Origin of the sequence: Streptosporangium sp. NPDC023825 (assembly GCF_040639575.1) — a bacterium.
Classification (GTDB): domain Bacteria; phylum Actinomycetota; class Actinomycetes; order Streptosporangiales; family Streptosporangiaceae; genus Streptosporangium.
This window is the reverse complement of the sequence record NZ_JBFAAE010000039.1, coordinates 57,273-81,249: the sequence shown is the minus strand read 5'-3', so window position 1 is coordinate 81,249 and position 23,977 is coordinate 57,273. Positions and strand designations below refer to the sequence as shown.

24 protein-coding genes and 1 riboswitch are annotated in these 23,977 nt (G+C 70.9%); of the genes, 13 read left to right on the top strand and 11 right to left on the bottom strand.

Annotated features, from left to right (window positions below; all coding sequences use genetic code 11):
• Window positions 1-127 precede the first annotated feature (127 nt).
• Together gltX and AB0G15_RS28585 are read right to left on the bottom strand one after the other, a co-directional pair.
• Entirely contained in the window at window positions 128-1,459 is a 1,332-nt protein-coding gene (gene gltX, locus AB0G15_RS28590) for a glutamate--tRNA ligase (protein WP_362845671.1), read from the bottom strand.
• A gap of 28 nt (window positions 1,460-1,487) precedes the next feature.
• Window positions 1,488-2,264, bottom strand: coding sequence for a fumarylacetoacetate hydrolase family protein (locus AB0G15_RS28585; protein WP_362845662.1), 777 nt, complete (start codon window positions 2,262-2,264; stop codon window positions 1,488-1,490).
• Between the two features lie 326 nt (window positions 2,265-2,590).
• Here AB0G15_RS28585 and AB0G15_RS28580 point away from each other — a divergent pair, with 326 nt between their 5' ends.
• The 7 genes from AB0G15_RS28580 to AB0G15_RS28550 all read left to right on the top strand — a co-directional run bounded on the left by AB0G15_RS28580 (window position 2,591) and on the right by AB0G15_RS28550 (window position 6,402).
• A complete protein-coding gene (locus AB0G15_RS28580; protein ID WP_362693890.1) occupies window positions 2,591-2,995 on the top strand; it encodes an Asp23/Gls24 family envelope stress response protein in 405 nt (134 codons plus the stop codon).
• Between the two features lie 422 nt (window positions 2,996-3,417).
• Complete coding sequence (locus AB0G15_RS28575; RefSeq protein ID WP_362845660.1) at window positions 3,418-3,720, top strand: hypothetical protein; 303 nt, start codon at window positions 3,418-3,420, stop codon at window positions 3,718-3,720.
• On the top strand, window positions 3,717-3,905 hold the full coding sequence (locus AB0G15_RS28570) for a hypothetical protein (RefSeq protein ID WP_362693899.1): 189 nt from the start codon (window positions 3,717-3,719) through the stop codon (window positions 3,903-3,905). Before AB0G15_RS28575 ends, AB0G15_RS28570 begins: the two co-directional genes overlap by 4 nt.
• Entirely contained in the window at window positions 3,902-4,525 is a 624-nt protein-coding gene (locus AB0G15_RS28565) for an Asp23/Gls24 family envelope stress response protein (protein WP_362845658.1), read from the top strand. The genes AB0G15_RS28570 and AB0G15_RS28565 overlap by 4 nt, the downstream gene beginning before the upstream one ends.
• A 218-nt stretch (window positions 4,526-4,743) precedes the next feature.
• Window positions 4,744-5,307 carry a DUF6286 domain-containing protein gene (locus tag AB0G15_RS28560; RefSeq protein WP_362845656.1) on the top strand — a complete coding sequence of 188 codons (564 nt, stop codon included), beginning with the start codon at window positions 4,744-4,746 and terminating at the stop codon, window positions 5,305-5,307.
• Between the two features lie 5 nt (window positions 5,308-5,312).
• Window positions 5,313-5,900, top strand: coding sequence for a hypothetical protein (locus AB0G15_RS28555; RefSeq protein WP_362845654.1), 588 nt, complete (start codon window positions 5,313-5,315; stop codon window positions 5,898-5,900).
• A gap of 61 nt (window positions 5,901-5,961) precedes the next feature.
• Window positions 5,962-6,402, top strand: a complete 441-nt coding sequence (locus tag AB0G15_RS28550) for an antibiotic biosynthesis monooxygenase (protein WP_362845652.1) — start codon at window positions 5,962-5,964, stop codon at window positions 6,400-6,402.
• A 36-nt stretch (window positions 6,403-6,438) separates the two neighbouring features.
• Here AB0G15_RS28550 and AB0G15_RS28545 read toward each other — a convergent pair whose 3' ends face one another.
• Window positions 6,439-7,035, bottom strand: a complete 597-nt coding sequence (locus AB0G15_RS28545) for an HD domain-containing protein (RefSeq protein ID WP_362845650.1) — start codon at window positions 7,033-7,035, stop codon at window positions 6,439-6,441.
• 313 nt (window positions 7,036-7,348) lie between these two features.
• Between AB0G15_RS28545 and AB0G15_RS28540 the strand changes: the two genes are divergently transcribed.
• Window positions 7,349-8,983, top strand: coding sequence for a heparinase II/III family protein (locus AB0G15_RS28540; RefSeq protein WP_362845648.1), 1,635 nt, complete (start codon window positions 7,349-7,351; stop codon window positions 8,981-8,983).
• A 109-nt stretch (window positions 8,984-9,092) separates the two neighbouring features.
• Here AB0G15_RS28540 and cimA read toward each other — a convergent pair whose 3' ends face one another.
• Entirely contained in the window at window positions 9,093-10,667 is a 1,575-nt protein-coding gene (cimA, locus tag AB0G15_RS28535; protein WP_362845646.1) for a citramalate synthase, read from the bottom strand.
• Between the two features lie 380 nt (window positions 10,668-11,047).
• On the opposite strand from cimA, the gene AB0G15_RS28530 reads away from it, so the two are divergent.
• Both AB0G15_RS28530 and AB0G15_RS28525 read left to right on the top strand, forming a co-directional pair.
• Window positions 11,048-11,701: an O-methyltransferase gene (locus tag AB0G15_RS28530; protein WP_362845644.1), complete on the top strand. Its 654-nt coding sequence runs from the start codon at window positions 11,048-11,050 to the stop codon at window positions 11,699-11,701.
• A 102-nt stretch (window positions 11,702-11,803) separates the two neighbouring features.
• Entirely contained in the window at window positions 11,804-12,391 is a 588-nt protein-coding gene (locus AB0G15_RS28525) for a Uma2 family endonuclease (RefSeq protein WP_362845642.1), read from the top strand.
• A gap of 104 nt (window positions 12,392-12,495) precedes the next feature.
• Here AB0G15_RS28525 and AB0G15_RS28520 read toward each other — a convergent pair whose 3' ends face one another.
• Both AB0G15_RS28520 and AB0G15_RS28515 read right to left on the bottom strand, forming a co-directional pair.
• Window positions 12,496-13,590: a branched-chain amino acid aminotransferase gene (locus AB0G15_RS28520; RefSeq protein ID WP_362845640.1), complete on the bottom strand. Its 1,095-nt coding sequence runs from the start codon at window positions 13,588-13,590 to the stop codon at window positions 12,496-12,498.
• A 173-nt stretch (window positions 13,591-13,763) separates the two neighbouring features.
• The gene (locus AB0G15_RS28515) at window positions 13,764-14,810 is read right to left on the bottom strand and encodes a 3-isopropylmalate dehydrogenase (protein WP_362845638.1); all 1,047 of its coding nucleotides are present in this window, start codon (window positions 14,808-14,810) and stop codon (window positions 13,764-13,766) included.
• Between the two features lie 155 nt (window positions 14,811-14,965).
• A riboswitch (cyclic di-AMP (ydaO/yuaA leader) is annotated at window positions 14,966-15,184 on the top strand.
• Between AB0G15_RS28515 and AB0G15_RS28510 the strand changes: the two genes are divergently transcribed.
• The gene (locus tag AB0G15_RS28510; RefSeq protein WP_362845636.1) at window positions 15,172-15,780 is read left to right on the top strand and encodes a C40 family peptidase; all 609 of its coding nucleotides are present in this window, start codon (window positions 15,172-15,174) and stop codon (window positions 15,778-15,780) included. (Overlaps the previous riboswitch by 13 nt.)
• 499 nt (window positions 15,781-16,279) lie before the next feature.
• On the opposite strand, the gene serA is transcribed toward AB0G15_RS28510, so the two are convergent.
• A complete protein-coding gene (serA, locus tag AB0G15_RS28505; protein WP_362693732.1) occupies window positions 16,280-17,869 on the bottom strand; it encodes a phosphoglycerate dehydrogenase in 1,590 nt (529 codons plus the stop codon).
• A gap of 285 nt (window positions 17,870-18,154) precedes the next feature.
• Here serA and AB0G15_RS28500 point away from each other — a divergent pair, with 285 nt between their 5' ends.
• Window positions 18,155-19,009, top strand: a complete 855-nt coding sequence (locus AB0G15_RS28500; protein ID WP_362693735.1) for a hypothetical protein — start codon at window positions 18,155-18,157, stop codon at window positions 19,007-19,009.
• 104 nt (window positions 19,010-19,113) lie between these two features.
• Here the strand turns inward: AB0G15_RS28500 and AB0G15_RS28495 are convergent, their stop codons facing one another.
• The 4 genes from AB0G15_RS28495 to AB0G15_RS28480 form a co-directional block, all read right to left on the bottom strand.
• Window positions 19,114-21,717: an FtsX-like permease family protein gene (locus AB0G15_RS28495; RefSeq protein ID WP_362845634.1), complete on the bottom strand. Its 2,604-nt coding sequence runs from the start codon at window positions 21,715-21,717 to the stop codon at window positions 19,114-19,116.
• Window positions 21,714-21,842: a pentapeptide repeat-containing protein gene (locus AB0G15_RS28490; protein WP_362845632.1), complete on the bottom strand. Its 129-nt coding sequence runs from the start codon at window positions 21,840-21,842 to the stop codon at window positions 21,714-21,716. The genes AB0G15_RS28495 and AB0G15_RS28490 overlap by 4 nt, the downstream gene beginning before the upstream one ends.
• Window positions 21,839-22,546 (bottom strand): ABC transporter ATP-binding protein, encoded by a 708-nt coding sequence (locus AB0G15_RS28485; protein WP_362845630.1) that lies wholly within the window; start codon window positions 22,544-22,546, stop codon window positions 21,839-21,841. Before AB0G15_RS28485 ends, AB0G15_RS28490 begins: the two co-directional genes overlap by 4 nt.
• Before the next feature lie 145 nt (window positions 22,547-22,691).
• The gene (locus tag AB0G15_RS28480; protein WP_362845628.1) at window positions 22,692-23,303 is read right to left on the bottom strand and encodes a PadR family transcriptional regulator; all 612 of its coding nucleotides are present in this window, start codon (window positions 23,301-23,303) and stop codon (window positions 22,692-22,694) included.
• 88 nt (window positions 23,304-23,391) lie between these two features.
• Between AB0G15_RS28480 and AB0G15_RS28475 the strand changes: the two genes are divergently transcribed.
• Window positions 23,392-23,937, top strand: coding sequence for a DUF1707 and FHA domain-containing protein (locus AB0G15_RS28475; protein ID WP_362693750.1), 546 nt, complete (start codon window positions 23,392-23,394; stop codon window positions 23,935-23,937).
• Window positions 23,938-23,977 lie beyond the last annotated feature (40 nt).

Here is a 23,977-nt window from a genome sequence, read left to right as displayed (position 1 = left end):
GGCGGCACGGCTCCCGCGCCGGCGCCGCCGCCCGCCGTCCCCACGGACCCCGATCTGGCCCTCTCGCCCGCCCCCGGTCGGGCCCCCCCGACCGGGCCTGAGCCCGGTTTCGATCCGTGAGGCCCGGTCAGGCCTGAAGCTTCGCGAGGGCGGCGCGGAGGCGCTCGGCGGAGCGCTCGCGGCCGAGGACCTCGATCGACTCGAACAGCGGCAGGCCCACGGTCCGGCCGGTGACGGCCACGCGCACGGGAGCCTGGGCCTTGCCGAGCTTGAGACCGTGTTCCAGGCCGACCTCCTCCAGGGCGGTCTTCAGCGATTCGGGGTCCATGTCGACCGTCTCCAGGCGGGCGAGATAGCCGGTGAGGATCTCCACGGCGGAGTTCTTCATCGCCTTGTCCCACGACGCCTGGTCGAAGACGGGCTCGTCCAGGAAGAGGAAGTCGACGTTCGCCGTGATCTCGGACAGGACCGCGATGCGGGTCTGGGCGAGCTCGGCGACCTTGGCGAAGGTCGCGCGGTCCCAGCCGGGCTCCAGCCACGGCTCGCAGCGGGCGGCGAACTCCTCCAGGGGCAGCGCCCGGATGTACTCGCCGTTGAACGCGCGGAGCTTCTTCTCGTCGAAGAACGCCGGGGAGGGGTTGACGTCCTCCAGCTTGAACAGCGGCACCATCTCCGGCCAGGGCATGATCTCCCGGTCGTCGCCGGGGCCCCAGCCGAGCAGCATCAGGTAGTTGACCATCGCCTCGGCCAGGTAGCCCTCCTCGCGGTAGGACTCCAGGGCGACCTTGTCGCGGCGCTTGGACAGCTTCTGGCGCTTCTCGTTGACGATCACCGGCACGTGCGCCCAGGTGGGCGGGGCGACGCCGAGCGCCTCCCAGAGCAGCTGCTGCTTGGGCGTGTTGGACAGGTGCTCCTCGGCCCGGACCACGTGGCTGATCCGCATCTCGACGTCGTCGACGACGTTGGCCAGCACGAACAGCGGGGAGCCGTCGCCGCGCGCGACGACGAAGTCCTCCATCGCGTTGTTGGGGAACTCGACGGTGCCGCGGACCAGGTCCTGGACCACGGTGACGCCCTCGTCCGGGGTGCGGAAGCGGATCGCGCCCTCGGTCAGGCCGCGGTCGCGGCAGAAGCCGTCGTAGCCCTGGTGCTCGGAGCCGGTGCGCGCCTTCACCTCGTCACGGGTGCACGTGCAGTAGTAGGCCCGGCCCTCGGCGACGAGCCTGGCCGCGGCCTCGCGGTGCTGCTTCTCGTACGACGACTGGAAGTAGGGGCCCTCGAAGGCCGGGCTGTCCTCGTTGACGCCGATCCAGGCGAGCGCCGAGATGATGCCCTCGGTCCACTCCGGCCGGTTGCGCGCGGCGTCGGTGTCCTCGATGCGCAGCACGAACTTCCCGCCGGCCTGCTCGGCCAGGGCCCAGTTGAACAGCGCGGAGCGGGCGCCGCCGACATGGAACATGCCGGTCGGCGAGGGGGCGAAACGAACCCTAATCACGGGAGACCACCCGGTTGCTGAGAGTGCCGATTCCTTCGACGAAAACGCTGACCTCGTCGCCGACGCTGAGCGGGCCGACCCCTTCGGGAGTCCCGGTGAGGATGACGTCACCGGGGATCAGGGTCATGACCGCGCTCACGTGGGCGATCAGCGCGGGGATGTCGTACATGAGCTTGGAGGTGCGCGAGTCCTGCTTGACCTCGCCGTTCACCCTCGTGACGATGCCGACGTCGCTCGGGTCGAGCTCGGTCTGGATCCACGGGCCGAGCGGGCAGAAGGTGTCGAAGCCCTTGGCCCGGGTGAACTGGACGTCCTTCTTCTGCAGGTCCCGCGCCGTGACGTCGTTGGCGCAGGTGTAGCCGAAGATGACCTCGTGCGCCCGCTCGCGGGGCACCTCGCGGCAGAGCCTGCCGATCACCACGGCCAGCTCCCCCTCGTAGTCGACCCGCTGGGAGAGCGCCGTCGGGTAGGCGATGGCCTCACCCGAGCCGATCACCGAGGTCGACGGCTTGAGGAAGACCAGCGGCTCGTCGGGGACCTCCCCGCCCATCTCCTTCGCGTGATCGGCGTAGTTCTTGCCGATCGCGACGACCTTGCTGGGCAGCATGGGCGCGACCAGCCTGACCTGGGAGAGCGAGTATCGCTCGCCGGTGAACTGGATCGGCCCGAACGGGTGACCGGAGATCCCGGAGATGAACTCCTCCCCTGGGCCGCCCTCGACCACCCCGAACCCGACACCTTCTCCTGTGGAGAACCTCGCTATACGCACATGACAAGGCTAGTCGCGCTCAGGGTCCCGCCGGACCGTGCCCGCTTCTCCTCGCTCCACCGCCCGGCAACCCTGCACCATATGTAACCAAAAATCCTTACAAATCCGATTTTATCGATAGTGCCATGTTTGCTCCAAGAAAAGCTATGTCCTGATTTATGTGCATATGAGGGGTATGACCGCCTCAGAGGCATCGGGGAGGCCAGAAGGCCTTCCCAACGGGGGAAGGAACGGACGTGACTGAAGCCAGCACGGTGAACAGGCCCAAGGGCGACGAGGCCACGGTGCCACGGGCACGCACCGACAGTCCCGGATCCCAGAGTGGCCTGGTCACCTCCAAGGGGACCACCACCATCGACAGCGGGGTCGTGTCGAAGATCGCGGGGCTCGCGGCCAGGGAGATCCCCGGCGTGCACAACATGGGCGCGGGCACGGCACGCGCTCTCGGGGCGGTACGCGGCATGGTGGGCGCCGACAAGAGCGCCAACCAGGGAGTCTCGGTCGAGGTGGGCGAGCGGCAGGCCGCCGCCGACCTGGAAGTGGTCGTCGATTACGGGATCGCCATCCCCGACCTGGCCGCCGCCGTACGCCGCAACGTGATCACGGCGGTCGAGCGCATGACCGGGCTCGAGGTCACCGAGGTCAACATCAAGGTCTCCGACGTCCACATGCCCGGACAGGACAAGGACAGGTCGGAGGATTCGTCCGAGTCGGAGCCCCGCGTCCAGTGAAGGGCCCGGCAGGCGGTGCGGCGGGATCGGGGCGCGAGCCCAGGGACCCGGCCCGCGAGACCGTGACGCCTCCGACGCCGGCGGATCCGGGCCGCGGGACGGCCGCGTCCACGCGGCACGGGGAGCCCGGCGCCGAGACGACCACGCCCGCGCGCGAACCGGCGGAGCCCGCCAGGACCGCCGTTCCGACACCGGCGACGGCCATACCCGCGCACCGGCCGGGCGATCCGTCGCGCAGGCCGGCCGCCGCGGCCCGGCAGGTGCCCCGGCAGAAGCCCGCGCCCGCACCGGCGGACCCCGCCCGCGGACCGGCCGGCCAGAGCCGGGAAACGGGTCGTGGCCGGGAGACCGGGGCAACGGCGAGGCCGGCGCGCGAGCCCGGAGCACCGGCCAGGGCGCCGGACCCCGCACGCGAGACGGCCGTGGTCACCCGCGAACCCGAGGGCCCGGTCCTCGGCGCGGCCGGCCTCGCGCACAGGATCGCCGACGCCGTACGGCGCTGCCCCGACGTCGTGGACCTGTCGGGCGGGCCGTTCGGGACCGTGGCGACCTACCTGCCCGGCGAGCGGCTGGCCGGTGTCGCGCTGCGCGAGAACGAGGTGGAGGTCTCGGTCGTCGTCAGGCTGGGGCGCCCGCTACCGGAGATCGCCGACGGAGTGCGAGCGGCGGTCGCCCCGATGGTGGGCGACCGGCCGGTGAACGTCCATATCGGAGGTTTGAGATGAGTAATTTCCCAGTCTGGTCCGTGGTCGGCACGATCGTCGGGGTCCTTCTGGGCTTCGCGGCGGCCTTCGGCGGCCTCGGCGCGTTCCTGCTGGTGCTCGTACTGGGCGCCGTCGGATTCCTCCTCGGCCGCTTCGCGGAGACCGGAGAGGTCGACCTGTCCCGGCTGGCGGCGAAACGGCGATGAACACTCCCGTCGAGCACCGTTCCGGGTCCTCCGGGACGGCCGCGGATCCGGACCCCCCTGCCTCGCGGCAGGCGGGTTCCGTCCCCGCGGGAACCGGCGGGCCCGCGCGGCCCGCCGTCCCCGCCCAGCCGTCCCGGCAGGCCGTACCGGCCGAACGACGCGGCAGGACCGACATACCCGGCCGGGTGGTGTCGCGCATCGCGGCCCGCGCGGCCGGAGAGGTGGCACGGGTACGGGAGGTCGGCGAGCGGAGGCCGCTGTCCCTGCGCGGCGGCACCCGAGCCACCCTCGACGGTGAGCTCGCGACGCTCCGGCTGGACGTGACGGTCGAGTATCCGGCCTCGATCCGCGAAGTGGCCGAGGAGGTCAGACGCCACGTCGCCAGACGGGTCATGGCCCTCACCGGCATGGACGTCGGCCACATCGACGTCCTCGTCACCAACGTGGTTCCCGCCCACGACGATCGCGGGACCCCGCGCGCCGGGGACGCCGTACCGGCGGAGAACCCGGGTGGCGCCGGCCAGACCGGCGCCGGGACCCCGGACCGGACAGCGGCGTCCGTCGGCGATCCCGCCGACAACCCCACCGAGGACATCGTCCCGCTACGTGAGGAGCGATGATGGCCAGGCAGGTACCCGACCCGGCGGAGCCGGTCCCCGGAGCGGACCCGACCGGCGAGATGACGCCCGCACCCCGTGCGGAGACGACGGAACCGGCCGCACCACCGGCATACGGCACGACGGAACCGGCCGCACCACCGGCATACGGCACGACGGAACCGGCCGCGCCATCGGCATACGGCACAGCCGAGCCCTCACCGCCGCCGATATACGGCACGGTGGCGAAGGACGCCTCCGCGGATCGCGCGGCGGTCAAGGCGTTCCGCCCGCGCCGGGTGGTTCCCGCGGTCATCACGGCCACCCTGATGACCCTGCTCGGCCTTCTCGTCGCGCTGGAGGTCATCTCCGCGCTGCTGGGCCGCCCGCTCCGCCTGGTGCCGTACGACCGGATCCTGTCCTGGGCGACGTCGACGCCGTGGAACGACCCGCGGCTGATGACGGGCGCGGGCCTGGTGGGGTTGCTGGGCCTGCTGCTGGTGCTGCTCGCACTCGTTCCGGGCCGGCCCACGCTGATCCCGGTGAGGACCGGGGACAGGGACCTGGCCATCGGCATGCAGCGGCGGGGCTTCACCCGGTCGCTGGCCCACGCGGCCGAGCAGGTGCAGGGAATCGAGCACGCCCGGGTACGGCTGCGGGGAAAGGCCGTGCACGTCGCGGCCGACAGCGGCATGCGGGACACCCGCGGGCTGGCCGACGCCGTACGGGAGGCCGTGAACCTGCGGATCACCGCGCTCTCCCCCGTCTGGAAGTATCCCGTCCGCGTGCATCTGCGAGAGAAGTGAGCGCCATGGACGACAAGACCGCCCGGGGCAACCGGCTGGGGTTGCTGCTTGTGGGACTGACTCTGATCATCCTCAGCGCCCTGGCGATCGCACGCGGCGCGGGAGCCTTCCCGCAGGCCGTGGCGCCCGCCCGCAGCCCGCTCGTGGACGGCTCGGTACGCCAGCCGTTCGCCACCTACAACCCGTGGCTGTGGTGGGTGATCGCGGCGGCGGGCATCGTGCTCGCGCTGTTCGGCCTGCGCTGGCTGCTGGCCCAGGGACGCCGCAACAGGCTGGGCGGCATGCGCCTCGAGAGCGGTCCCGCCGGGGTCACCGAGGTCGACACGGGCAGCGTCACCGACGCGGCGGCCGCCGAGGCGGGCACACACCCCGCGATCATCAACGCCACCGCCGACATGATCGGCACGAACGCGCACCCGGCCGTACGGATGAAGGTGGTGGTCGCCGAGGACGCGCCGATGAGCGCGGTCCGCGAGCAGCTGGGCGGGGTGGTCATCCCGCACATGCGCCAGGCCCTGGAGACCGAGCGCATGCCCGCCGTCGCCCGGGTGAGCCTGGAGGACGCGCCACGCCGCCCGAGGACCGTCGCCTGACCCACGTGCCGGAGCGCCGATCATAGATTGATCAGGGAAACCAACGCTTCGAGGAGACGATGTGCCTTCGGTCGTGAAGATAAATGCGCTGACGGTGTCCGGGGAGATGCGCGAGGAGCTGGAACGCCGCTTCTCCAGCCGGGCGGGGATCGTCGAGTCCGCGGACGGGTTCGAGTGGTTCGAGCTGCTTCGCCCGGTGGACGGCACCGACCGCTACCTGGTCTACACCCGCTGGCGTTCCGAGGAGGACTTCAAGCGCTGGACCGAGAGCCAGGCCTTCCAGCGGGGCCACGCCCAGGCCGCCGCCGAGGCCGGCCAGGGACAGGGGGGCCAGGGACAGGGGCACGCCGACGCCCACAGCGCGGCCCAGGGCCACGGGCACGGCCAGGGGCAGGGCGGACCGGCCCAGGGGCACGGCCACGGGCAGGGACCCGCCGCCACCGGGGCCGAGCTGTGGTCCTTCGAGGTCGTCCAGAGCACCGGTCCCGCACCGGGAGCCTGAGCGGCGGCGAGAGCCGGGGCTCCCCGCGGGGAGCCCTCAGCGGTCCAGCGGGTTGGCGGCGATGCGCTCGGCGACCCCCGAGCGGACGAACCGCCCGGCCAGGCTGTCCGGCTTGCGGGCGGCCTGGTCGACGAAGCACGCGGTGAACTCCGGGCCGAGCCCCAGCCGGGGGTGGCGTTCCAGCACCTCGGCTCGGAATTCCGCCGGGAAGTCCTCCGGCCGCCGCCCGGAGATGTCGAGCCCGGTGGACAGTTCGAGCAGATACCCCTCGGGGTCCTGTTCGGGGTCGACCTTGTCCCACATGTGGTGTACGACGATCTCCGACGCGCGCACGCGGCGCTCGACGGGCCACCCGGCCCCGGCGGCGAAGACCCACGCGACGTGGCCGCCCGCCTCCTCGAACGGCACGGTGTGGCTGTCAAACTCCTTGACCAGGCCGATGTCGTGCATCATCGACGCGACGTACAGCAGCTCGTCGTCGAAGGCGACGTCGTTCATCGCACCGTAGGCCGCCGCGAAGAGGTAGGCCCGGACGGAGTGGTTGAGCAGGGCGGGCGAGCAGTAGGCGGTCGCCACCTCCAGCGCCCCTCGGGCGGCCGGTGTGTCGGGGATGACGATGTCGGCGAGTCTCATACCGCCCAGCCTGCCGAAACACGGCGACGCCCGCGAGTGGCAGGAGAGCCATCGACCGACAAAATCGTGCCACGGGCGAACGGGCGGGCCGGGCGGGGCGGATGGATGCCCGCCGGCGTACGGAGGACCGGTGAACGCTGTGAGGAAACTGGGAGGCCCGCATCTAGTTGCTAACGATGTTTCAGAAGAGACCATCCCGGCTTGACCGATTTGGTGGGATCCGGACAGCATGATCCGCTCCCCCTCGTTCGGCCCGGAAGGAACTGGCGTGCGCCGCCGCACAAAAGCATTCGCTCTCTGCATCATCCTCCTGATGACCTGCGGCGTCACGGTCGGTACCGCGGAGGCGAGGGAGGCGAAACGCACCGCCGAATGCCAGGGTGACTGGCTGCCCGCCACACCGACGTCGACGGACATCATGAACGGTCAGGTCGACTTCCTCGACCTCGCCCCGGTGAAGGTCGGCAAGGACGTCGACTGGCGCACCGACCCCTACCGCAACCGCTCGTGGAGCATGGTCTTCCACTCGCTGCGCTGGATGGGCCGTCTCGTCGCCGACTACGAGACGAACGGCAACGAGGCGTACCTGACGCGGGCCGTCGAGATCGCCAAGGACTGGGTGGCCGACAACCCCCGCGGCGGCGCGAAGACCAGCCCGTACGCCTGGCAGGAGCACCCGATCGCGCTGCGCGCCCCCGCGCTGGTCTGCCTCAGCAAGCACGCCGGCGGCTCGTGGCTCTCCGGCAGCCTGGCCGAGCACGCGAAGATGCTCTCCGACCCCAGGCTGTACGAGAAGGGTCACAACCACGGCATCGACCAGGACATCGCGCTGCTCGGCATCGGCTGCCGCTACGGGCGCGACCAGTGGTCCAGCCTCGCGATCAGGCGGCTCACCGAGACCGTGAAGCTCGACGTCGACTCCCAGGGGGTGCTGCGCGAGCAGGCCCCGCGCTACGCGCTCTACGTCCACGACCGCCTGAAGGTCGCGATGGACAACATCAGGGCGTGCAAGCGGAAGGTGCCCGGCGACATCTCCCGGCGCTGGGAGTCGCTGGAGGACTTCATCGCCCACTCCACCCAGCCCGACGGGTTCATGGTCCCGATCGGCGACGGCGGCGCGGACGTGCGGCCGGTCGGCTACAGCCACCCGAAGCAGACCGTGCGGGTGTTCGGCGGCGGCTACGTCTACGGGCGCACCGCCTGGGACAAGCCGGAGTCGGCCTTCTACTCCGTCCGCTTCGGGCCCGGCATGAAGTACCACGGCCACGAGGATCATCTGGGCGTGACCTACTACGCCCAGGGCCGTGACGTCCTGGTCGACGCCGGTTTCGACTCGTACGAGAACAGCGGCTACCGCGACTGGACGATCTCCCCCGAGGCGCACAACACGTCGATGGTGGCCGGAGCGAGGTTCCGCGGCAAGACCGCCAGCGCGCTGAGCAGGTCGTCGATCGGGCAGGAGCGGCAGAGCTACCGGCTGACCGACAGGGCCTACGGCGTGCCCAGGACCCGCTCGGTGCTCGTCAACCACCGCCAGGACGTGATGGCCGTGCTGGACACGGTGCCCAAGGGCTCGAAGGTCCGCAACGTCTGGCACTTCTCCCGCGACCTGTCCACCGTCTCCAGCGGTGGCGGCCAGGTCGTGGTGAAGGACAAGGCGGGCTGGAAGGCGACGCTCGCCCAGGTCTCGATGCCGTCCTGCCGGCCGGTCGCCGGGCTGAAGGTGGTCCGCGGCCAGAAGAACCCGTACCAGGGCTGGGTCTCCTCCGCCTACCTGCAGAGGCACCCCGCCCCCGCGGTCGTCTCACCCGCCTCGGGCGACTCCGTGCTGACCGTGGTGGTGCCCGGCAGCGGGAAGCCGTCGCTCTCCTGCTCCGGCGGCAAGGTCAGCCTGGAGACCTCCGAGGGCCAGGTGAGCTTCCGCGTCAGCGGCGCCGACCTCTCCTGACGGGCTCCGCCCCCCGGCTCTCGCCGAGGGGGCTCTCCGGCCGCCTCCCAGCCGTTGCCTTCCGGCGGGGAGACGGCCACCGGCCCGGCGGCGGGCCGGGTCAGGCGGGTCAGGCGGTGTGGCCCGCGCGCAGGAGGCCGTAGGTGACGGCCTGCTCCAGCGCCTGCCAGGAGGCCTCGATGATGTTCTCGTCGACGCCGACCGTGGACCACTCCCCGGCCGCGTCGCTGGAGGTGATCAGCACGCGCGTGACGGCGTCGGTGCCGTGCGCGCCCTCCAGGATGCGCACCTTGAAGTCGATCAGCTCGACCCCCGCCAGCTCGGGGTAGAGCCGCTCCAGCCCCAGCCGTACGGCCCGGTCGAGGGCGTTGACCGGGCCGTTGCCCTCGCCGGTGGCGACGATCCGCTCCCCCTTGGCGTGCAGCTTCACGGTGGCCTCGCTGACGACCTCGCCGCCCCGGGCCCGCTCGACGATCACCCTCCAGGACTCCACCTGGAAGTGACGCCGGCGCTCGCCCGCGACGGTGTCGCGGAGCAGCAGCTCGAAGGAGGCGTCGGCGGCCTCGAAGGTGTAGCCCTTCGACTCCATCTCCTTGACCCGGTTCACCAGCTCCCGCGAGGTGTCGGAGGCCAGCTCGTAGCCCAGCTCGCGGCCCTTGAGCTCCACCGAGGCGCGTCCGGCCATGTCGGAGACGAGCATGCGCATGTCGTTGCCGACCTCGGCGGGGTCGATGTGCTGGTAGAGGTTGGGGTCGACCTTGATCGCGCTGGCGTGCAGCCCCGCCTTGTGGGCGAAGGCGGAGACGCCCACGTAGGGGGCGTGGGAGTTGGGGGTGACGTTGGTGACCTCGGTGATCGCGTGGGCGATCCTGGTCATGTCGGCCAGCGCCTCCCGCGGCACGAGATCGAATCCCCGCTTGAGCTGCAGGTTGGCCACCACGGTGAACAGGTTGGCGTTACCCGAGCGCTCGCCGTAGCCGTTGGCGCAGCCCTGCACGTGGGTGGCGCCGGCCTTCACCGCGGCCAGGGAGTTGGCGACCGCGCAGCCGGTGTCGTCGTGGCAGTGGATGCCGATCCTGGCCGACGTCCCGACCGCCGCGTGCACGACCTCGGCCAGCTCGTCGGGGAGCATGCCCCCGTTGGTGTCGCACAGCGCGATGACCGAGGCCCCCGCCTCGGCGGCGGTGCGCAGGACCTCCAGCGCGTAGTCCGGGTTGGACTTGTAGCCGTCGAAGAAGTGCTCGGCGTCGAGGAAGACCCTCTGTCCCTCCGCACGAAGGTGGGAGACCGTGTCGCGGATCATCGCGAGGTTCTCCTGGAGGGTCGTGCGGAGGGCCAGCTCCACGTGCCGGTCGTGACTCTTGGCGACAAGGGTCACGACCGGCGCGCCGGATTCGCGCAGCGCGGCCACCAACGGGTCGTCGGCGGCCTTCACACCTGCCCGGCGGGTCGCGCCGAACGCGGCGAGCTGCGCGTGCTTCAGGTCGAGCTCTGTTTGGGCACGCCTGAAGAATTCCGTGTCCTTGGGGTTGGCGCCGGGCCAGCCTCCCTCGATGAAGCCGACGCCCAGGCCGTCCAGGTGACGCGCGATGGCCAGCTTGTCGGCCACCGTGAGGTTGAGCCCCTCCTGCTGGGCACCGTCACGGAGAGTCGTGTCGTACACGTGGAAGCGATCGTCGGCCATGTCGTTCTCCTTCGCGGGTTCGATGATTCGCCGCGCGCTCATCCGGCTTCTGGAAACAAAAATGACCCCTCACGGACGTGAGAGGTCTGCGCGCTGGCGGTGTCCCTTTTCAGCCAGCGCGCCTGCCGATAATGAGCAGACCGTAGAACATGATGCTTCGGAGTCTGCCATACGCCGACACCATCTGACACATCGATCTCAGGATCCGAGACCCGCGGCGTGTCGGCGCGACCCGGGCACAGGCCGGGCGGGACCCCGGGCACAGGCCGGGTGAGACGCCGGGCACAGGCTCGCACCCGGGCCGGAACAGGCCGGACAGGACCCGGACACGACCTCGAATCACCCTCCGCCGCCGTCCGGCACCGGCGAGAATGGGCCCCATGAAGGCGACTTATCTCGACCCCACCGTGGGGCAGTATCTGCTCGCGCACACCACCCAGCCCGACGACGTCCTCGACGCGCTCGCGCTCGAGACCCGCGAGCTGACCGGCAACAACGCGTCGATGCAGATCTCCCCCGACCAGGGGCGCTTCCTCACCATGATCGCCCAGCTCGGCGGCGCCAGGAACGCGGTGGAGGTGGGCACCTTCACCGGCTACTCCTCCATCTGCCTGGCCCGCGGGCTCGCCCCGGGCGGCGGGCTCACCTGCTTCGACGTGAGCGAGGAGTGGACGGCGATCGCCCGGAGTTACTGGGACAAGGCGCGGGTCGCCGACCGCATCGAGCTGAGGATCGGCCCCGCGGCCGAGCGGCTGCGCGAGCTTCCCGAACACCCGGCCGTCGACCTGGCGTTCATCGACGCCGACAAGGTCAACTATCCCGTCTACTACGAGATCCTCATGTCACGCCTGGCCCCCGGCGGGGTGATCCTCGTCGACAACACCCTGTGGAGCGGCCACGTCGCCGATCCCAGCAGGGACGACGAGACCGTCAGGCACATCCGCGAGTTCAACGACATGGTCAGCGCCGACGGGCGGGTCACCTCGATCATGCTCCCCATCGCCGACGGCCTCACCATGATTCGAAAGCACTGACGAGAACTTTCCCGGATCGCGGGCGCGCGGAAATCTTTTCCATTACTTTAAGTGATGTGACCAACACGTTGCGCCCACCCGCCTGGAGGGAAGGATGACCGCATGGGAATGCTCATGGAGAGATCGATCGCCTACCAGATCACAGACAGGGAAGAGCTCGAACGGCTCTATCTGGAACTCGTCGAACGATTTGAGAAGCATCGAATCGAGATCGTCAACGGTCGGATCGTGGTGAGGGAGATGCCCACGATCGCCCATGCCGATGTCGTTTACTACCTGATGGCGCAGCTCATACCTTTCTCGATGGAGAAAGGATGGCGCGTCTACCCGGAAGCCAAGCTCCTCCTGCAGATACAAGCGGATCGCTTCGAACCCGACCTAATCGTCGTTCCGCCGAATCCGCCCCTCTGGGATCCCAGCCACGTGTACGCCAACGCCACACTGCTGGTCGCCGAGGTCGTCTCCCCGAGCAGCGTTCACGATGACCATGTGGTCAAGCCCCGGGCCTGCGCGCTCGCGGGAGTTCCGCTCTACCTGGTCATCGACACCTTCGCGAACCGGTTCAGGTTACTCAGCCGACCGGGTCCGGAGGGTTACGCCGACGAGGTCACCGAGTCGCTGGGCAAGCCTCTTGAGCTCCCCGCGCCCTGGAACCTCACGATCGACACCGGCAAGCTGATCGAGGGATAGATCCGCCCCGCAGGAGGCCCGGCCGGGTGGGAGACCGGGTATCCACCGCACGGGACCGGCCGCCCCTTCGGCCGACCGGTCCCCGCGGACCTCCTCGTACGGGACTAGCAGATCTTGTGGACCCAGCTGTGCGGGTCGGGGCGGGATCCGTACTGGATGCCCACGAGTTCCTCGCGGATCTTCGAGGTGACGGGCCCCTGGGTGCCGTCGCCGACCGTCCAGGCGCGGTCGGCGCCCTTGACCGAGCCGACCGGGGTGACCACCGCGGCGGTGCCGCAGGCGAAGACCTCGGTGAGCTCGCCCGTCTCGCAGCCCCGCTGCCACTCCTCGACCGACAGGCGCCCCTCCTCGGCGTGGAGGCCGAGGTCGGAGGCGAGGGAGAGGATCGAGTCGCGGGTGATGCCGGGCAGGAGCGTTCCGGTGAGCGCCGGGGTCAGCAGGCGGTCGCCGTAGACGAAGAACAGGTTCATCCCACCCATCTCCTCGACGTAGCGGTGCTCGCCCGCGTCGAGCCAGACCACCTGGTCGCAGCCCTGCTCGACGGCCTGGCGCTGGGCCACGAAGGCCGCGGCGTAGTTGCCGCCGCACTTGGCGAAGCCGGTGCCGCCGGGGGCCGCGCGGGTGTACTCGGTGGAGAGCCAGACCGTGACGGCCTTGCCCCCGCCGAAGTAGGCCGCCGCCGGGGAGGCGATGACCATGTACTTGTAGGTCCTGGACGGGTAGTTGACTCCGAGCATCGGCTGCGTCGCGATCATGAAGGGGCGCAGGTAGAGGCTGTGTCCCTGGGTGGTCGGCACCCACTCGCGGTCGGTCTGGACGAGCAGTTCCAGCGACTCGACGAACGTCTCCTCGGGCAGCTCGGGCATGGCCATCCGCACCGCGGAGGTGTTGAAGCGCGCGGCGTTGGCCTCGGGCCGGAAGGTCACGATCGTGCCGTTCTCCTGGCGGTAGGCCTTGAGCCCCTCGAAAAGCTCCTGCGCGTAGTGGAAGACCGACGTCGCGGGGTCGAGGCTGAGCGGGCCGTACGGCATGAGCCTGGCGTCGTGCCAGCCCCGCCCCTCGGTGTAGTCGATCGAGATCATGTGGTCGGTGAAGACCTGGCCGAACCCCGGGCTCGCCATTACCTGCTCGCGCTCTGCCGCGGTGCGAGCGTGGTCGGAGAGCTGCACGTCGAAGCTGAGCTTCTGAGCGGTGGTCATCGCACGGATCCTTCTCTTGGTGTCTGGCTTACCCTTGGGTCCATTCTGCGTCGGACCGGGTAACGGGAAACTACTCCATCTATGCCGAAAACCGGCAGTGCTGGAGAAACAAAAACGCACCTGGCGGCTCGGGTGAGCCGCCAGGCGCGTCGGGGTCGAGGAGGGCGGCTTCCTCAGCCGGCTACTCGGGCGGTGATGTCGTCGCCGATCTCGCGGGTGGTCCGGCCCGCCTTGCCTGCCGGCCGCTCGGCCAGGTCGCCGGCGACGGCCCGCTCGACCCTGGCGGCCTCGGCGGCCATGCCCAGGTGGTCGAGGAGCATGGCGACCGAAAGGATCGTGGCTGTCGGGTCGGCCTTGCCCTGGCCCGCGATGTCGGGGGCGCTGCCGTGGACCGGCTCGAACATGCTCGGCGCGGTGCGGTCGGGGTTGACGTTGCCGCTGGCCGCCAGGCCGATGCCACCGGCGATCGCCGCGCCGATGTCGGTGAGGATGTCGCCGAAGAGGTTGTCGGTGACGATCACGTCGAAGCGCTCGGGCTGGCTGACGAAGAACATCGAGGCCGCGTCGACGTGGCAGTAGTCGGTCTGGACGTCGGGATACTCCAGGCCGACGCGGTCGAAGGTGCGGGCCCAGAGGTCGCCGGCGTAGGTGAGCACGTTGGTCTTGTGGACCAGCGTCAGCTTCCTGCCGGGGCGGCCCAGCGCCTTGTCGAAGGCGTAGCGCACGACGCGCTCGACGCCGTGGGCGGTGTTCAGCGACTCCTGGGTGGCGATCTCGTGCGGCGTGCCCCGGCGCATGACGCCGCCCGCCCCGGCGTACGGGCCCTCGGTGCCCTCGCGGACGACGACCATGTCGATGTCCTCGGGGCGGGCCCTGCCCAGCGGCGTCTCGACGCCGGGGAAGAGCTTGACCGGGCGGAGGTTCACGTAGTGGTCGAGCTGGAAGCGGAGCTTGAGCAGCAGGTCGCGCTCCAGGATGCCCGGGGGCACGCTGGGGTCGCCGACCGCGCCGAGCAGGATCGCGTCGTATCCGCGCAGCTCGTCGAGGACCGGGTCGGGCAGGGTCTCGCCGGTCTCGTGGTAGCGCTTGGCGCCGAGGTCGTAGGTGGTGGGCTCCACCTTCGTGCCGACCGCTTCGAGGACCTTCAGCCCTTCGGTGACGACCTCGACTCCGATTCCGTCCCCGGGGATGACCGCCAGGCGAATGTTACGCGAATCCATGCAGGCACCTTACCGGTCCGTCTCGGTGATCGAACACCGGTCTCACTCTCCGGACACATCCGCCCGGAGAGACGTTTGATCGTTTTGTCCGTCTTTGCTTGGTATTGACCGTTTCGTGAGGTTTCGTTATGGTCCTCCCAATCACGTCGATGCCTAATCCGTACGGGCCGTCCCCTTACCGGGCCCGCACGGAGCCGGGGAACCACTCTTTACGGGATCTACCGGACCCCGGGCACCCCGCTCCTCCCCCGGAGCGCGTTCCCGGCCGTTCATCAGGTGGATTCCTTGGGGCGAATCAGCGCGTTCTCGCGCCGTAGGGCGGCCTCCACGCCCGAGCCCGACAGCTCACCCGGCCGGCCTTATGGAAGGAATCACCCTGTCCGGCACAGTTCTCCCCCGCGTCCTGTCCATCTCCGCCTCCATGATCGTCGCCGGCGCCGCGGTGTGCGCGACCTCGACCGCCGCCCTGGCCGCGTCCCCGCCCCCCGCCCCCGGGCCCGCCGCGCTCAACACCCCCGCACTGAAGGACGCGCTGAAGGCCGCGGCCGTCAAGCCCGCCTGGCAGAAAGCCGTGAAGTGGGCCATGTCCAAGCGCGGAACGCCCTACGTCTGGGGCGGCACCGGCAACGGCGGCTTCGACTGCTCCGGCCTGGTGCTCCGCGCCTACGGCGCCGCCGGGATCAAGCTCCCCCGCGTCACCAACGACCAGTACGCCGCCTTCTCCAAGAAGATCGCCTGGAAGAATCTCAAGCCCGGTGACCTGGTCTTCTTCAGCGGCCTCGGCCACGTCGGCATGATCACAAAGCCCGGCTACATGGTTCACGCCCCGCAGACCGGCGACGTGGTCAAGGAGGAGAAACTCGACTCCTGGCGCCGCGACTCCTTCGCCGGCGCGGTGCGCCCCGACCCGCAGGGGGTTCAGCTGACCAAGCGGGTCGAGCTCGCGACCGAAGCCGTGCCCGGCGGATGAGACACGCCGGCGGATCACCGCCGGGAGGCCGTGGAGACCCCGGCGGCGGCGAGAACGGGTTCAGCGGGTGGGAGCACCGCCGTTGTCCCTGCGGTCCAGAGCGGTCTGGAGCGCGTCGATGGCCTCGTCCTCGGTCTCCTCGGGACGGTTCCAGGGATACATGTCGTACATGGCGAATCTCGTCTCGGTCGCATGCCTGCAAGGAAGGTGGTCGAGACTCCGGTCGGGACTCCGACCAGGCCTGATGTCGCGGGTCCGGATCACGGACCGGCGGCGGGGGCTGGGAGCCGGCACGCGCCACGACACCGCGGCGAGTCGCCGGCCTGCCCCTGTCAGGCCTCGCCGCGGCAGGTAGGAATTACGAGAACCTGGCGCATTTCACTTCAGGCTACCCGGCCGCGGGAAAACCGTCTCGCCCGGCGTACACACTTCTCACATGCTGAGACGAGATGTGGCCGCCGTCCCGGTCTCCGGGGCGGCGGCCACATCGGCGGTACGGCTAGTCGGCCAGGTCGACCGAGCGACCGCTGTCGGCGCCGATCTCCGAGCCGATCTGGTCGATCACCTCGGCCGGGATGGCGGTGTCGACGGTGAGCGCGATGAGCGCCTTGCCGCCCTTGGCGTCACGGGCCACCTGCATCGAGGCGATGTTGATCGAGTGGTCGCCGAGGATGCGGCCGACCACGCCGACGATGCCGGGGCGGTCGGTGTAGGTGAAGAACGACAGGTGGTCGGTCGGCTCGATCTCCATCTGGTAGCCGTTGACCTCGACGATCTTCGTGATCTGCCTCGGCCCGGACAGGGTGCCGGAGACCGAGACCGCGCGGCCGTCGGCGAGGACGCCCCGGACCGTCACGACGTTGCGCCAGTCGGGGCTGTCGGAACTGGTGATCAGCTCGACCGACACGCCGCGGTCCTTGGCCAGCAGCGGGGCGTTGACGTAGGTGACCGAGTCCTCGACCACGTCGGTGAAGACGCCCTTGAGCGCGGCCAGCTCCAGCACGCGGACGTCGTGGGAGGCGATCTCGCCGCGCACCTCGACGTCGAGCTTGGTGGCGACCTCGCCCGCGAGGGCGGTGAACACCCGGCCGAGCTTCTCGGCCAGCGGCAGGCCCGGCTTGACGTCCTCGGCGACGGCGCCGCCCTGGACGTTGACCGCGTCCGGCACGAACTCCCCGGCGAGCGCGAGCTTCACGCTGCGCGCGACCTGGGTGCCGGCCTTCTCCTGGGCCTCGTGGGTGGAGGCGCCCAGGTGCGGGGTGACGACGACCTGGTCGAGCTCGAAGAGCGGGCTGTCGGTGACCGGCTCCTTCGGGAACACGTCGATGCCGGCGCCGGCGACGCGGCCCTCCTTGATCGCGGAGTAGAGGGCGTTCTCGTCGATGATGCCGCCGCGGGCGACGTTGATGAGGCGGACGTTCGGCTTGACCGTGTGGAGCTCCCTGTCTCCGATGAGGCCGATGGTCTCCTTGGACTTGGGCAGGTGCACCGTGATGAAGTCGGCCTCGCTCAGGGCCTCCTCCAGCGAGACCAGCCGGACGCCCATCTGCGCGGCGCGGGCCGGCTGCAGGTAGGGGTCGTAGGCGATCAGCTCGACGCCGAACGGCTGGAGGCGCTGAGCGACCAGCTGGCCGATCTTGCCGAGGCCGAGGATCGCGACGACCTTCTCGTCGAGCTCCACGCCGGTGTACTTCGAGCGCTTCCACTCGCCGCCCTTGAGCGCGGAGTGCGCCTGGGCGACGTTGCGGGCGGAGGCGAGGATCAGGGCGACGGTGTGCTCGGCGGCGCTGGTGATGTTGGAGGTGGGCGCGTTGACGACCATGACACCGGCCTTGGTGGCGGCCTCCACGTCGACGTTGTCCAGACCGACGCCCGCGCGGGCGACGACGCGGAGCCGGGGCGCGTTGGCGATCGCCTCGGCGTCGACCTGCGTGGCGCTGCGCACGATGAGCGCGTCCACGTCGGCGAGGGCGGGCAGGAACTGGGCACGGTCGGCGCCGTCGGTGTGGCGGACTTCGAAGTCCGCGCCCAGAACCGCGAGACCGGCCTCGGAAAGTTCCTCAGCGACCAGTACGACGGGCTTGTTCACAGGCTGGATCCTTACTAGACGGTGAGGGGTGCACGGACCTCACGTAGTCTATCGGCGCTTGTGAACGCGTTCACGAGTGTCCCGCGATCCGAGACGCCCCACGCCGGCCAGGACGCTCCCGGAGGCACCGGAGACACCCGCGAGGCGCGAGGGGGCTTCGGGGCCCAGGAGGCGGTTACCCGTCCTTGACAGATCTCATGCACCCAAAATTCAAGTTGGTATTGATCCCAGGAAAACTTCGCGATTACCCTGATAAGCCGTGGTCCACTACCTATCGTTCCTCATATGAGCATCGGGAACCCCGCTCTCGGCAACGTGCTCGCGCAGCACGGCGATCCGCACCGGCTGCTTGCGGCGCTGGCCGAATGGGGACTCCTGGTTGCCGTGCGACCCGACCGTTCCGTCGTGCTCGGCACGACCCAGGCCGGTGATCGTGTCCTGCTCGGGTACACCTCGGCGGACACCTACGCGCGGCACCGTGGCAGCCACTCGCTGTCGGCGTGCGACGCCGACACCATCCTCGACATCCAGCGGGTCACCGGCGTGCGGGAGATCGTGATCGACGCGGCGGGCCCGGCGGCCGCGGCCGTGCCGATCGAGGATCTCCAGCGCTACCTGCTCTCGACACGCAGCGGCCCCACGCCCGCGCTGTCGAGCGCGGCGCCGACGGCGTACGCGACCGGGGCGATGGCCACGGTCTCGCGTCCCGCGCCCGCGCGCCCGCCGAGAGCGCCGGTGCCCGCCGCGCCCTCCCAGCCGTGGATCCCGGCGCCCCGGCCGCACCTGTCGGGCCCGATGCAGATGGTGGACCCGGGATACCGCCGGTGCGACCATCCGATCCTGCCCGCGCTGCGCGCCGCGATCTCGCAGCTGCTCGTCGACTACCCGCTCGTCCACCACGTGTGGATCTCCGAGGCCAGCACCTCCTCGGGCGCGCCGGGGATCATGCTGCACGTGAAGGTGCACATGTCGGCGGCCGAGGACGTGGTCAGGGACATCCATCGCGGGGTGCGCGCCCGGCTGCCGCAGCTCGCCGCGAGCGAGGCGCCGATCCTGATGGCCAGGGTCGCCGACGCGCGCAGCGAGCAGCGGATGGTCGAGCTGGGCGCCCACGTGGTCTGCGCCGACGTCACCGACTGAGCGCTCCGACCGGCCGGGCATGAGCGAGCCGGGGTGACCCCCGCGCCGATGCCCGGCCGCCCCCGGAGCTCCGGGGGCGGCCGGGCACGGCCCGGAACGGCGGGTCAGGTCAGGCGGCGGGCGAGCACCACCCTCGTCCGGACGCACAGCCCGGCCAGCAGCGCGGTCAGCAGGGGCAGGCCGACCAGCACGCCCGCCACCACGAGCCAGGGCACGTCGATCACGAGGGTGACCAGGCCGGACGGCACGCCGTTCCCCGTTCCGATCCCGGATGCCCGGGCGCGATGGAACCCGCTGAAGACGCTCGTCACCCCGACGACCAGCCCGACGAACGTCCCCGCCCCCACCCCCAGGCCGGAGACGAACGCGGCCTGTCCGGCGACGAGAAGGCGCTGGACGCGGCCCGCCGCCCCCACCGCCGCCAGCGTGGCGCGGTCGGGACGGCCCTCCGCCACGGCCAGGCCGGTCGCCGCGAACGTGCCCCCGAGGACGAGGACCGACGCGCCGGCGGCGAAGGCGAGGAGCGTCGCCATGTCGTTGCTATGGAAACCCCGCTCGACCTGGGCGGTGGTGGTGGAGTCGACCTCCCTGACGGCGGCGTTCAGCCGCTCCTCCTGCTGCGGCGTCGTGCTCACCGCGGCCGGATCGGCGATGAGGGTGTCGTAGCCGACGGCGAGGCCCAGCTCGGCCGCCAGCGAGACGGGTAGTACCGCGGTCACCAGTGGCTCGCCCGGGGGCCGCCGGACGACGGCGGGCACCGAGCGCGTGACGCGTTTCGTGATCTCCGTCGTGAAGACCAGCTTCCCGTCGCGCAAAACCCTCGGGTCGAACACCACCGCCTTGCCCGCGGCGAGGGCGGCCTCGGCGGCGGGATCGGGACCCCGCAGGAAATAGCGGACCAGGTCGGCGCCGCCTATCGGCGGGGGTCGGAACAGCTCGTGGGAGAGGAACGCCCCGCAATCCCTCGCGCAGCCGGGCTGGACCACGACGTTGACAGGTTGCGAGCCGGGCCCGGTGAGCTTTCCCGCCTCGATCAGCGGCACTCCGGGCAGGGCGGAGGCGACGACTTTCTTGATCTCCCGCCAGATCTCAGGATTGGGCCCGTAGGAGGACACAACGGTGCTTCCCCTCACATACTGGGGTATGTAGCGCTCCCGCGCCTGGGCGGTCTGGCTGGAGACCATCACCGCCACGGTGGCGAAGATCGCGGTCGCGACGAGCACCGCGGCCACGGCGGGGGCCGTGCGGCCACGGTTGCGCGCGGCGTCCCTGGCGGCCATCCGGAACGGCAGCGGCAACCGCGCGGCCAGGCGCGCGGCGACGCCGACCAGCCACGGCGTCAGCAGGATCAGCCCGAGCTGCCCGAGCACCGCGCCCAGCAGCATGCTGATCGGCTGCCACGGCACGTGCTGATCCCATCGTTGCAGGAAGACGGCGCCGAGAAGGATGACCGCCATCGCCACCGCCAGGAGCACCGCTCCCAGCACCGGCAGGCCGCGGCGTTCCCTCGCCCGGCTCCGGCGACCGGCCAGCACCTCCGCCACGTCGGCCCGTGACGCCTGGACGCCGGGGACGACCGCCGCGAGCAGCGCGCTCACCACCCCCAGAAGCACGGCGAGCGCGACCAGGCCGGCGGGCACCTCCAGGGGGCCGCGGTGGACGAACGGGGCGGCGGCCGCGCCGATCCCGATCCCGCCCGCGGCTCCGAGCAGGGAGGCCGCGAGCCCGAGGGCGAGCCCGTCCGCGAGGACGACGCCGCGCAGGTGGCGGGGCGAGCCGCCCTGCGCGGCGATCAGCGCGAGCTCGCGCCGGCGTCGCCGGATGCCGACGGCGAACGCCGGTCCGGCCAGGAAGACGACCTCCAGCACGACGATGACCGCGCCCAGGACGGCCATCACGACGTCCGACGTCCGCACCGACGTGTGGGGGATGGGATCCTCCGGACCGTTCCCCGCGGGAGGCGGATCGTTGACCACCGCTCGCGAGAGGACCTTGACACCGTGCTGGTTGATCTCGCGAACCCGCCGCCAGGAGACCGGGGCGGAGGTATCGACGAGCCAGTTCGTACTGACCTCCCCGGTGTCGTCGGGCGCGGTTCCCGGGGACGCGACGATCTCGAGGCTTTCGGGCTCGCTCTGGGACTCGACGACGCCGACCACGGTGACGACGGTGCTCGTACCGGTCAGGGTCAGGGTTCTCCCCTCCCGCAGCCCCAGCCCGGCGCTTGTGGCGACCTCCCCCGCCACCTGCGGCAGGCGCCCCGACCGGAGCGTGTACATGCCCGTGGTGATCGGGTCGTGCAGGTCGATCTCCCAGAGTTCGGCCTCCCGGTAGGCGCCGGCCGCCTCGTAGCCGGTCCAGAGGCCGCGCAGGGGGACCGCGCGGCTGCCCGGCCCGAAGAGGGTGAGGATCTCCTGTTCGGTGAGGGCCCGCTGCTTGACGCCGCGGCCCGCCGTGTGGGAGGTCTCGGCGCCGACGCTCTGCCGCACCGGCCTGTCGAAGGCCATACCCCGCACGTGCGCGTCGGCCGTGCCGATGTTCCAGTCCAGCCCTTCCCTGAGCGTGACGTCCCCGGTGGCCTGCCAGGTCAGGCCCGCCGCGAGCAGCAGGATCGGCAGGCCGATCATGACCATGATGAGCGCGCTGCGCCCCCTGGCCCGGCCGATTTCCCGGCGGGAGAGGCGCAGGGTGGCGATGATCGCGCTCATGCGGCCGCCCCCGCCCGCCGCCGGAGATCTACTCGTCGGAGATCCGCTTGCTGGAGATCCGCTTGCTGGAGATCCGCTTGCTGGAGATCCGTGAACGCGCCCCGCGTGTCCGGTCGCCCGCTCATCGGGCGCTCTCCAGGGACGTGGCGGTGGAGTCGGCGATCTCGCCGTCGCGCAGGAAGACCACCCGGTCGGCCCAGGCGGCGTAGCGGGGTTCGTGGGTGACGAGCAGCACGGCGGCTCCCGCGTCGCAGCGGGTGCGCAGGAGCCGGAGGATGTCGTCGCCGGTCGGGGTGTCGAGCGCGCCGGTGGGCTCGTCGGCCAGGATCAGCCGCCGCTCCCCCACCAGCGCTCGGGCGATGGCGACCCGCTGCCGCTGGCCACCGGAGATCTCGTCGGGGAAGCGGCCGGCGACCTCGCCGAGGCCGACCTCGGCGAGCACCTCCATCGCCTCGCCGCGGGCGTTCTTGAAGGCGATCCCGTCCAGCTCGCGCGGGAGGGTCACGTTCTCCAGAGCGGTGAGCGACGGGATCAGGTTGAGGTCCTGGAAGACGTAGCCCACGTGCCTGCGCCGGAGCCCGGCCAGCTCCCCGGCCGGCAGGCTCGCCAGCGGCGTGCCCTCCACGACCACGGAGCCCGAGGTGGGCAGGTCGAGGCCTCCGGCGAGGTTGAGCAGGGTGGACTTGCCGGACCCCGAGGGGCCCATCACCGCGACGAGCTCTCCGGCGCCGACGTCGAGACTCACTCCGCGCAGCGCCGCCACGGTCCGCGGCCCGTCACCGTGCGTACGGGTCACGTCCGCGAGCCGGACGACCGGGTCGAAGGTCATCGGCCCCCCTCCGGTACGCGAATCCCTGATCTGAGTTTCGGGAAGGATGTCAACTGTCCGCTCTCCTGCGTCTGAGGATCCCGCGCCTGGGGATCTTGTCTTCGGAGGCCCTCTGCCCGGGACTTCCGTCCCCGGGGTCCTCTATCTAGGGATCTTGTCTCTGGAGGCTCTCCGCCCTGGGCTTCCGTCCCTGGGAGCCCTCTGCCCGCGGATCCTGTCCGCGCGGATCCCGAGCCTGGGGATCCCGGATCCGGGGGGAGGCCGTGAGCACCGCCTCGCAGTGGTCGAGCCAGCGTTGCTCGGCCTCGGCCTGGAAGATCATCGAATCGAGCACCAGCCGCTGGGCGGGGTTCTCGGCGCTCGCGCGCCTGGCCTGGACGAACGCCTGCAGCGTGCGCATGGTCGCGGTGCGCTGGGCCTGGATGATCGGCCGCACGTCCGCGGCGGCGGTGACCGCCAGGGCGAGCTTGATGACCAGCTCGTCCCGGGGCCGGTCCGACTGGGCGACGGGGGTGCCGAACCATCGCCCCATCTCGGCCAGACCGGCCTCGGTGATCGAGTAGACGACCCGGCCCTGCTCGTCCTGCTCTCCGGGGCTCACCAGGCCGTCGCGTTCCAGGCGGGAGAGCGTCGTGTAGACCTGGCCGATGTTGAGCGGCCAGGTCGCCCCCGTCGACGCCTCGAACTCGGCACGCAACTGGTAGCCGTAGCGGGGCCCCTGACTCAGCAGGGCCAGGAGCCCCTGTCGGATCGCCATGGATACTGAGTATGCATACGCAGTATCCATGGGGCAAGAGATCTGCATATTCTGGACAGGTTCCGCCCTTGGGGCCGATACTCGGAGGATGAGCTCGACGCATCCCCCGGCCCGCGCCTCCGACGGGGACCGCGATCGCGCGATCAACGAGCTGCGTGACCGTGCCGTCGAGGGGCGCCTGTCGCACGACACCTTCCTCGGCCGCGTCGACATGGCCCTGCGTGCGCGCAACCAGGGCGAGCTCGACAACCTGGTCGCCGACCTGCCGCAACGCGGCCGGTTCCGCCGCATGGTCACCGAGGCCGTCGCCTCCGCCTCCGACTTCACCAAGCGCGTGGAGTCGGCCTGGCGACGCCCCAGGCTGCCCCGGCTCGCGCTGCCGGGCGACGGCAGGACCCGCTACGTGGTGGGCCGGGGCTCCGCCTGCGACCTGGTCCTCGCCGACCTGACCGTCTCTCGCGTGCACGCCGAGCTGCGCCGCGACGAGGAGGGCTGGGTCCTGGTCGATCTCGGCTCGCTGAACGGCACCCGGCTGAACGACTGGCGCCTGGTCGGCCCGGCCAAGGTCCGGCCGGGCGACGTCGTCTCCTTCGGGGACTGCGGCTTCCTGATGATCACGCCTCAGATGCTCTGACCGGCCGCGCCCACGTCATCCCGGGCCGCGCCCAGGCCGT